This window comes from Burkholderia sp. GW821-FHT14F03, from assembly GCF_058803765.1.
Window position 1 is genome coordinate 30,395 of record NZ_JBXAPG010000057.1, and the last position, 9,779, is coordinate 40,173.

General features: G+C 69.0%; 8 protein-coding genes. 2 read left to right on the top strand and 6 right to left on the bottom strand.

Translation table 11 applies throughout. The annotated features are described in order from the left end of the window. Positions 1-114: 114 nt before the first annotated feature. The 3 genes from AC1RQF_RS28895 to AC1RQF_RS28905 all read right to left on the bottom strand — a co-directional run bounded on the left by AC1RQF_RS28895 (position 115) and on the right by AC1RQF_RS28905 (position 2,700). Positions 115-1,665, bottom strand: coding sequence for a methyl-accepting chemotaxis protein (locus AC1RQF_RS28895; RefSeq protein WP_492873499.1), 1,551 nt, complete (start codon positions 1,663-1,665; stop codon positions 115-117). A 191-nt stretch (positions 1,666-1,856) separates the two neighbouring features. Beyond that, positions 1,857-1,994, bottom strand: coding sequence for a hypothetical protein (locus AC1RQF_RS28900; RefSeq protein WP_273996143.1), 138 nt, complete (start codon positions 1,992-1,994; stop codon positions 1,857-1,859). A 103-nt stretch (positions 1,995-2,097) separates the two neighbouring features. Next, positions 2,098-2,700 carry a nucleotidyltransferase family protein gene (locus AC1RQF_RS28905; protein ID WP_273996142.1) on the bottom strand — a complete coding sequence of 201 codons (603 nt, stop codon included), beginning with the start codon at positions 2,698-2,700 and terminating at the stop codon, positions 2,098-2,100. Between the two features lie 139 nt (positions 2,701-2,839). On the opposite strand from AC1RQF_RS28905, the gene AC1RQF_RS28910 reads away from it, so the two are divergent. Next, positions 2,840-3,433 carry a cysteine hydrolase family protein gene (locus AC1RQF_RS28910; protein ID WP_492873500.1) on the top strand — a complete coding sequence of 198 codons (594 nt, stop codon included), beginning with the start codon at positions 2,840-2,842 and terminating at the stop codon, positions 3,431-3,433. Positions 3,434-3,741: 308 nt separating this feature from the next. On the opposite strand, the gene AC1RQF_RS28915 is transcribed toward AC1RQF_RS28910, so the two are convergent. Together AC1RQF_RS28915 and AC1RQF_RS28920 are read right to left on the bottom strand one after the other, a co-directional pair. Beyond that, a complete protein-coding gene (locus tag AC1RQF_RS28915; protein ID WP_273996140.1) occupies positions 3,742-4,389 on the bottom strand; it encodes a response regulator in 648 nt (215 codons plus the stop codon). Beyond that, a complete protein-coding gene (locus tag AC1RQF_RS28920) occupies positions 4,386-6,479 on the bottom strand; it encodes a PAS domain S-box protein (RefSeq protein ID WP_492873503.1) in 2,094 nt (697 codons plus the stop codon). Before AC1RQF_RS28920 ends, AC1RQF_RS28915 begins: the two co-directional genes overlap by 4 nt. Positions 6,480-6,753: 274 nt before the next feature. On the opposite strand from AC1RQF_RS28920, the gene AC1RQF_RS28925 reads away from it, so the two are divergent. Continuing rightward, on the top strand, positions 6,754-7,221 hold the full coding sequence (locus AC1RQF_RS28925; protein ID WP_273998359.1) for a universal stress protein: 468 nt from the start codon (positions 6,754-6,756) through the stop codon (positions 7,219-7,221). 142 nt (positions 7,222-7,363) lie between these two features. Here AC1RQF_RS28925 and AC1RQF_RS28930 read toward each other — a convergent pair. Beyond that, positions 7,364-9,779 (bottom strand): YadA family autotransporter adhesin (locus tag AC1RQF_RS28930; protein WP_492873505.1); only part of this gene is annotated, 2,416 nt, incomplete at its 5' end.

Below are 9,779 nucleotides of genomic sequence, written 5' to 3' on the forward strand. Positions count from 1 at the left end.
GGCGGTGAGGCGGTGAGGCGGTGAGGCGGTGAGGCGGTGAGGCGGTGAGGCGGTGAGGCGGTGAGGCGGTGAGGCGGTGAGGCGGGCGGCCCGATGGCCGCCCGCGCGGGTCCGTCAGGCCGGCAGCGCGAATCGCGTGACCGCTGAGCGCAGCGCGTCGGCCTGGTCGCGCAGGGAATGCGCGGCCGCGGCCGCCTGCTCGACGAGCGCCGCGTTCTGCTGCGTGACCTGATCCATCTCGCCGACCGCGCGGTTCACCTGCTCGATGCCCGCGCTCTGTTCGCGCGACGCGTGGCTGATCTCCTCGAGGATCTCGTTCACGCGCCGCACCGACTGCACGATTTCCCCCATCGTCGCGCCCGCATGGCTGACCAGCGATGCGCCATGCCCGACCGTCTGGTTCGACGATTCGATCAGGATCTTGATCTCCTTCGCCGCGGTCGCGGAACGCTGCGCGAGCGTGCGCACTTCGCCCGCCACCACCGCGAAGCCGCGTCCCTGTTCGCCCGCGCGCGCCGCTTCCACCGCCGCGTTCAGCGCGAGAATGTTGGTCTGGAACGCGATGCCGTCGATCACGCCGATGATGTCGCTGATCTTGGTTGAGCTGTCGGTGATCGCGGTCATCGTGCGCACCACGTCGTCCACCACCGCGTTGCCGCGCTGCGCGATCTGCGCCGCCTGGTCGGCCAGCTCGGCGGCCTGTGCGGCGCTGTCGGCGTTCTGCCGCACGTTGGAGGTCATTTCATCCATGCTCGACGCGGTCTGCACGAGCGCTGCCGCCTGCTCCTCGGTCCGCTGCGACAGGTCGGTGTTGCCGGCCGCGATCTCGTTCGCGCCGACATGGATGTTGTCGGTGCCGAGCCGCACGCGCGACACCATGTCGACGAGGCTCGCCTGCATCGCGTGCAGCGCATGGAGCAGGCTCGCGCCGTTCTCGTGGCGCACGTCGACGTGCGCGGTCAGGTCGCCCTGCGCGATGCGCCGCGCGGTGCTGACGGCGTCCTCGAGATCGCCGCCGAGGCTGCGGCGCACGCTGCGCAGCACCAGCGCCATCAGGCCCGTCGCGATCAGGCCGAGCACGAGCGTCATCGCGAACCAGCGGCCGATGCTGGCGAGCACCGCCGCGCGCACGTCGTTCATGTACATGCCGGTCACGAGGTACCAGTCCCACGGCGCGAAGCGCTGGACCACGCTGGTCTTCTCGACCGGCTTGTCGTTGCCGGGCTTCGGCCACAGGTACTCGACGTAGCCCAAGGCGCCCTGATTGCCCGCCTTGACGATCTCGACGAACAGGTGCTTGCCCGCCGGGTCGGTCATGCCCGACACATCCTTGCCGGTCAGCTCGGTTTTGATCGGATGCATCACGATCACGGGTTTCGAATCGTTGATCGAGATGTAGCCGTCGCCGCCGTAGCGCATCGCGGCGATCGCGACGAGCGCCTCGCGCTTCGCGTCGGCTTCCGACAGCGCGCCTTGCTGCGACAGCTTGTAGTAGTGGTCGGTGACGTGATAGGCCTGATTGATCAGCGCGGCCAGCTGGTCGCGGCGGTCCGAGATCATCGATGCACGGTTTTGCCATGCGCCCAATGCTCCGATCAATAACAAGCCCAACCACAGAACGACGATCATCGACGCGAGCTTTTGATTCAGAGTCAGGTTGCGCATGGTGGTCCGCAAGGAGTCGAGTGGCCCGCACCGATGGTGCGAATGGGGATCACTGTTTGTCGGCCGGGCGCGCGGCCGGGCGCAGACAGGGAATTCCCTAGGCGACGAACGGGCATGATGGTGCCACGCCGTGCGGAAACGGCGGGCAGCTGGGGCGTCGCGTTGACCGGACCCGTGGCGTGCTTGCGGGACTACACAGGGTCCTTGCTGGGGGGGCCTTCGGGCGGTTCCTGCGGACGTTCGTGATGGCCGGGCGCGAGCGGATCGTCTTCCGGATCGCGGGTGGGATCGGCGGGTGGGTCGGGCAGCGGCGTGGTGTGGTCGGACATCGGCGTCTCCGAGGTCGCGGGGCGCCGTCGCACGGCGACGGCCATCCTTTCCGTTATAGCCAATCGGCGGACGCTTTGCCGGGCGATCGTGCGCAGGCGCGAATCAAGCGGGCGAGGCGGGCGGCGCGAGGTCGGCGGGGGTGTCGACGTCGCGCAGCACGCCGGGGTCGTCGAAGTCGAGCAGCGTGACGGGGTGCGTCGTGAGCAGCGTGCGCGCGCCCGCGTCGCCGTCGAGCGCGACGAGCGCCTCGTAATGGTGCGCGGCGAAGCCGACCGGATGGCCGCGCTGGCCGCGATAGGCGGGCGCCACGATCGAGGCCGCGCCGCTGTCGAGCGTGCGGGCGAGCGTCTCGATCGTGGCGGGCGCGATCCACGGCATGTCCGCGAGCGCGACGATCCAGCCATCGGCGTCGGCGCTCGCGCGCACGGCGGCGGCGAGGCTCGCGCCCATGCCGCGCTCGGCGTCCGCGGTATAGAGCACCTGGCAGCCCGCCTCGTTGAGCAGCAGCGCGAGCCGTTCGGCGCCGGGGCGCACGATCGCGATCACGTCGGCGACGGCGGTCGCGAGCCGGCGCGCGGCGGCGACGGCGACCGGCGTGCCGTCGGCGAGCGGAGCGAGGAGCTTGCTGTGCACACCGCTCGGATCGAAGCGGGTGCCGAGGCCCGCGGCCAGGAGGACGCCGGTAGCGAGTGAGGCATGAGTCATGGCGGCGTCGGCGGGGGAAATGTGCTGCGATTGTGCAGGGCGGCGCGCATGATCGCAAGTACGGTGTATTCCGGAGAACGAACGCTACAATCGCGGCATCCCGATCCGACCACACGCGACCCATTCGCGACATGCCGACATGAACCAGCCCGCGCGCCTCGATGCGAATGCCGCCTTGTTGTTGATCGATCTCCAGCAGGGCATTCATCACCCGAAGCTGGGGCGGCGCAACCAGCCCGATGCGGAGGAGCGGATCGGCGAATTGCTCGTCTGCTGGCGGCGGACGGCGCGGCCCGTCGTGCACGTGCGCCATGTGTCGCGCGATCCGGACTCGGTGTTCTGGCCGGGGCAGCCCGGCGCGCTGTTCCAGGCGGCGTTCATGCCGCGGGCGTCGGAACAGGTGGTCGAGAAGCAGGTGCCGGATGCCTTTGTCGCGACGGGGCTCGAGCGCCGGCTGCGCGAGCGCGGCATCGCGCAGCTCGTGATCGCGGGGGTGATCACGAACAACTCGGTGGAATCGACCGCGCGCTCGGCAGGCAACCTCGGTTTCGAGACCGTGGTCGCCTCGGATGGCGCGTTCACGTTCGACCGGTGCGATCTGGCGGGCAGGCTGTGGCGCGCGGAGGAGATCCACGCGTTGTCGCTTAGCAATCTTGCAATGGATTACGCGCGCATCATGACGACGGCGGAAATCGTGGGGCTGGCGGAAGAGGCGCGGCGGGGCGAGGGGTGACGTGCGACCGCGCGCCTGTCCGGGGGGCATGCGGCTTTCGGCAATGCGCGGAACCTGGGGCGCGGCGCGCCTTCCCTCGGGTTTCGCGTGACGAATGCGTTGCCGGGCGGTGCGCGGCGCGCCCGGTGAACGGGCTCGGATCGGCGCATCGGCGCGCGCGAAAGGGGCAGCAGCAGGTACGCCGCACGCGAAGCGGACCACGCCATCAGCGGGCGATACGGTAGGGAGACGCGGAGATCACTCCAGGGCCGCGGCCGGCGCCTCACATCATGGGAGCGATCGCGCGTGAAGCGGCCGCGCGGCGCCCCTCAACCCTCATCCACGTCATCGACCAGCTTGTGCCGCAACGCATAGCGCACGAGCGCCGCTTCATGCGGCATCTGCATCTTCTCCAGGATCCGCGTCTTGTAGGTGCTGACGGTCTTCGCGCTCACGCACAGCTCCTGCGCGATTTCCGACAGCGTCTGCCCGACCGCGATGCGGCGGAACACGTCGAATTCGCGGTCGGACAGCCGGTGGTGCGGCAGCGTGTCGGCGGGCTCGTTGAGGCTCTGCGCGAAGCGCTCGGCCATCGCGAGGCTGACGTACACCCCGCCCGACGCCACCTTCGTGACCGCGCCGACCAGCTCGGCGCTCGCGCTTTCCTTGGTCAGGTAGCCCGACGCGCCGGCGCGGAACGCGCGCACCGCGTATTGCTGCTCGGCATGCATGGTGAGCACGAGGATCCGCAGCGCGGGCTTCTCGTCCTTGATCTGCTTGATCAGCTCGACGCCGTTGCGGCCGGGCATCGACAGGTCGAGCACCAGCACGTCGGCCGGCGTCGAACGCACGAGCGCGATGGTGGTGGTGCTGTCGAACGCCTCGCCCGCGACGTTGAAGCCGGTGGCGCTGCGCAGAATATGGCGCAGACCGTCGCGCACGAGCGCGTGATCGTCTGCGAGTAGGACCTGGATCATGAAGGCGACGTTTCCTGTTGGATCGATTGCAGCGGGAACGTGACCGTGATCGAGAAGCCGCGGTCGCGGCCGGTATCGATCGTCACCATGCCGCCCAGCATGTGCGCGCGTTCGCGGATGCCGATCAGGCCGAACGACTTGTCCAGGCGGCGCGGCGCGGCGTCGGCGTCCGGCGCGCCGCGGCCGTTGTCGGCGATGCGCAGCGTGCAGTTGCCCTCGTCGATCGTCAGCGCGAGCGCCACCTCCGTCGCGTCCGCGTGACGCGCGACATTGGTGAGCGCCTCCTGGACGATCCGGAACAGGGTGGTCGCGCCGTTGCTGTTGAATGCCGTATCGCCGGGCTCGATGTCGCGTTCGACCTCGATGCCGTAGCGGTTCGTGAAATCCTGCGCGAGCCATTCGATCGCGGGCACGAGCCCGAGGTCGTCGAGCATCACCGGGCGCAGATCCGCCGCGATGCGCCGCACCGACGCCACCGTCGAGTCGATCAGCCGATGCATGCCGCGCAACTGCTCGGGCACGGCGGGCGTGGCGCCCGGCGCCGGGTGGGCGAGCGCGTGCTCGAGCGCGGACAGGTCCATCTTCAGCGCGGTCAGCTGCTGGCCGAGATCGTCGTGCAGCTCGCGCGCGATGCGGGTCTTTTCTTCCTCGCGCACGTTCTGCAGGTTCGCCGACAGCTCGCGCAGCTCCTCGCGCGACTGGCGCAGCGCATCCTCGCCGCGCAGCCGCGCGGTGATGTCGCGCAGCATCACGGTGTACAGCTTGCCGTTGCCTTCGCGGATCTGCGAGATCGACGCCTCGATCGGAAATTCCTCGCCGCTCGCGCGCTGGCCGAACAGCACGCGTTGCCGGCCCATCTGTCGCTCCGATACGCCGGTCACGCCGAACTGCTCGACGTGCTTCGCGTGCGCGCCCCGGAAGCGCTCGGGAATGAAGCGCGACAGCGGCGCGCCGATCGCTTCCATCGCCGATACGCCGAACACGCGTTCGGCCATCGGATTGAAGATCACGACGGTCTGTGCTTCGTCGATCGTGATGATCGCTTCCATCGACGAGCGGATGATGCCCATCATCCGGGCTTCGTTGAGCGAGCCCGGCGCGTCGACGACGACGGTCGCGCGGCGACGCACGATCTGATAGAGCGCGGCGGCCAGCACGGCCGAACCGGCGAGGCCGCCCGCGACCAGCGCGGTCCACAGGTCGGCCGCGCCCGCCGTGCCCGCGCGGATGTCGGCGGTGTAGGCGAGCGTGAGCGTGTCGCCGCCGAAGCGCAGGACGTCGGTCTGGCGCCACTGCCGGCCGGGCATCGCGATATCGTCGGTGCCGGCGTCGGCCGCGAACAGCGGCGTGAGGTCGCCGGCGCGCGAGGCGCTGATGCCGATGCCGCGCTCGTCGGCGCTCGCCTGCTCGAATACGCGGCGCACGTTCAGCGAGGCGAACACGAAGCCTTCGAGCGCCGCGCGGCGCACCTCGCGCGACACCGGCACGCTGTCCGGCCGGTAGACCGGCAGGAACAGCGTCAGCGCGGCCGGATGGCCGTCGCTCGCGTCGCGGACCGCGAGCGCCACCTGGCCGGTGTCGGCCGCGCGCCAGAGCGCGCCGGCGTCGCGCGCGCCCATGTCGGCGGGCAGCTCGACGGTGGGCGGCGCGAAGCGGGTGACGCTGATCGGCAGCGCGCTGGGCGGGCCGCCCGCCGCCGTCGCGCCGGGCCGCGCGGCGGCGAAGCCGAGCGCGCGCACCGGCGTGCGGTTGCCGTCGAGATCGAGCGTCGAGACGTAGGTGTTCCAGGCGTCCTGGCCGGGTGCGCGGACGAGCGAGAGCGCGCCGCGCGCGCCGTCCAGCGCGGCCGCTCCCGCGCTCAGCTCGCGGCGCAGGGCTTCGGTCAGGTGCGTGGCGCGCCGCTCGAAGCGGGCATGCGCGGCGGCTTGCCAGCGCGCTTCGACGAAGCCGGCCACGCCGAGCGAGGCCGCCGCGCCGAGCGCGAACGCGACGAGTGTGATCGACGCGGGACGGGCGTGCAGCCACGAAACACGCGCGGCGTCCGTGGTGCTCGCGTCGCCGTGTCGGGAAGAGGTTCCGCTAGCGGTCATGAATCTCTACGATGACGGAACCCGGCGCCGGTGGTCCGGCGTCTGTCGCGGCGCGCGAGCCGGGGTCCCGTCCTGAATGGACAATGTGAAATTGTGCGCGTTTTACTTGTTTTTTGCCAATCGGAACCAGACCCGCGTCCTGCGCGGGGGCGTGCGTATCGATGCCGCACGTGTGTTCCGGAGGCTTGATGCGGGTCAAGCAGGCCGGGCGGGCGGCGCGCGAGACTGCTGGTGGAACGCGTTCCACGCGGTTTTTCCGAATCGGGAGAGGCTTATGTACAAACGGATCTTCGTGGCGGTCGACGGCAGCCACAGTGCGCAGGTTGCGCTTGATGAAGCGATCAGGATCGCCGTTGCCGGCGATGGAATGATTACCGCGGCGTGCGTCGTCGAGCATCGGTCGCAGCTGGTCGATGTCGAATCCGGCTTCGCCGAGGCCGGAGACGATCGGGATCGGGCCGTCGAGGTCGCGACGGCGGCGCTCGAAGCGGCGCGCGCGCAGTTCGAACGCCATCGGGTGAAGGGGTCGGTGCGCGCGCTCGATGCCTACGGCGAGGACGTGGCGACCGTGCTGATGCGGACCGCGGGCGAATTCGACGCGGACCTGATCGTGATGGGCACGCGTGGGCGTCATGGCCTGCGGCGACTGCTGCTCGGCAGCGTCGCCGAATCGTTGTTGCGGCTCGCCGATCGTCCGGTGTTGCTGCTGCGCGATGGGCCGGAGCCCGCGCGACGGGCATAAAAAACGCCCGGAGGCCGGGCGTGAAGGCACGAGAACTGCCAGGCGCGCCGTGCGGCGCGCCTGCTCTCGTTGTCAGTCTAGAAAGCGTGCGTCGCGCCGCATTGATCCAGATCAATGTTGCGCGCGACGGCGCAGTGCGATCTCACCACTCGTAGCCGACCTGCGCGCGCACGCCCGTGTCGCCGCTCGACGTCGCCGCGACGCCGCCGTTCACGAGCCAGCGGCCGTTTTCCGAGCGGTGCGTGACGCTGACGGCGACCGCCTTGCCGCTCTTGTAGCTGCCGACGCCGACCCCGGCCACCGTGCGGCCCGGGGCCGACGGCGTGAGGTTCGGCATCGCGAGCGCGGCGGCGATACCCGAGTAAGCGTTTTTCGCGACATCGTTGATGGCGCGGTTGGTGTCGTTGAAGCGCTGGTCGGTGTAGTTGTTCGCCTGGCTCACGCCGGATGCGACCGAGCCGTTCAACTGGTTCAGGTTCACCGCATCGGTGCCCTGCGTGCCGGGCGCGACGTTGGTGATCTGGCGCTGCTGCTCCGCGCTGCCGACCGACACAACGTTGTTGCGGCCGCCGTCATTCGAGTTCGAGCCGATCGCGACCGAGTTCGAGCCGGCGGTGACGGTCGGACGATCCGTGCCGTCGCCCTTCGAGTCGGCGGCGATGCCCGAGTTGCTCGTGACCGACGTCGACAGGTTCGAAATCTGGTTGTTGATGTTCGTCACGCTCGTGGACAGCGAATTCACCGTGTTGTTGGTGGTCGACAGGCTGGTGGACAGCGAGCTGATGCCGGTCGAGGTGGAGGTCGACAGCGATGTCACGTTGCTGTTGGTGGTCGACAGGCCGGTGGACAGCGAGCTGATGCTGGTCGAGGTCGAGGTCGACAGCGACGCGACGTTGCTGTTGGTGGTCGACAGACCGGTGGACAGCGACGCGACATTGCTGTTGGTCGTGTTCAGGCTTGTCGACAGCGAGGCGACATGGCTGTTGGTCGCGAACAGCTGGCTGCCGTTGACGGCATCCGTGCTGTCGGCGCTCACACGGCCGGCGGCGACGTTGGTGACCTGGCGCTCCTGGCCGGGCGCGCCGACACTGAAGGTGCCGATCGGGTTCGCGCCGGCGTAGCCGCCGAAGGTCACGCCGCCGACGCTCGACGACGAGACGCCGACCGCGGCCGAAGTCGTCGCGCCGTTGCCGATCGCCACCGAGTTGGCGAGGTTCGCCTTCGCGTTCGGGCCGATCGCGACGCTGTTTTCGCCGGTGGCTTCGCTGTCCGCCTCAGTCGAGTTCGCGTGGAAGTACTTGATGCCCTTCGCGTTGATGTTGTCGACCGCGGCGCCGACGTTCTGGTTGGTGGTGGTCGTGCCGTCGTTGTTGTAGGTGACGTACGACGGCGACGAGATCTTGCCCGTGGCGGGATCGTAGGTCGTGCCGCCGCCGAGCGCCTCGGCGGTGCTCGTGCCGAGATTGGTCGTGTTGGTCGTGATCGAGCTGAGGCTCGTCGACAGGGAGCCGATGCTGGTCGAGGTCGAGGTGGACAGCGATGTCATGTTGCTGTTGGTCGTGCTGAGGCCGGTGGACAGCGAGCCGATGCCGGTGGAGGCGGAGGTCGACAGCGAGGTGAGAGTGCTGTTGGTCGTCGACAAGCCGGTGGACAGCGAACCGATGCCGGTGGAGGTCGAGGTCGACAGGGAGGTGATCTGGCTGTTGGCGGTCGACAGGCCGGTCGAGGTCGAGGTGGACAGCGACGTGACGTTGCTGTTGGTCGTGCTGAGGCCGGTGGACAGTGAACCGATGCTGGTCGAGGTGGAAGTCGACAGCGAGGTGAGGTTGCTGTTGGCGGTCGACAGGCCGGTCGAGGTCGAGGTGGACAGCGATGTCAGGTTGCTGCTGGTCGTGCTGAGGCCGGTGGACAGCGAGCCGATGCTGGTCGAGGTGGAGGTCGACAGCGAGGTGAGGTTGCTGTTGGCGGTCGACAGGCCGGTGGACGTCGAGGTGGACAGCGATGTCACGTTGCTGTTGGTTGTGCTGAGGCCGGTGGACAGCGAGCCGATGCTGGTCGAGGTGGAAGTCGACAGCGAGGTGAGGTTGCTGTTGGCGGTCGACAGGCCGGTGGACGTCGAGGTGGACAGCGACGTCAGGTTGCTGTTGGTCGTGCTGAGGCCGGTGGACAGCGAGCCGATGCTGGTCGAGGTGGAAGTCGACAGGGAGGTGAGGTTGCTGTTGGCGGTCGACAGGCCGGTGGACGTCGAGGTGGACAACGACGTCAGGTTGCTGTTGGTCGTGCTGAGGCCGGTGGACAGCGAGCCGATGCTGGTCGAGGTGGAAGTCGACAGCGAGGTGAGGTTGCTGTTGGTGGTCGACAGACCGGTGGACGTCGACGTCGACAACGACGTGATCGATTCGGTTGCGGTATCGAGCAGACGCGTGACGGCGTACAACTGGCTGCCGTTGATGCCATCGGTGCTGGTTGCGGTGATGCGGCCGGACCTGTCCGCATTTTTGTGGGCGAGGCGGTTGAACAACCCGTGATCAGCGGGCTTGCGTAAATCGCTCCCCGAA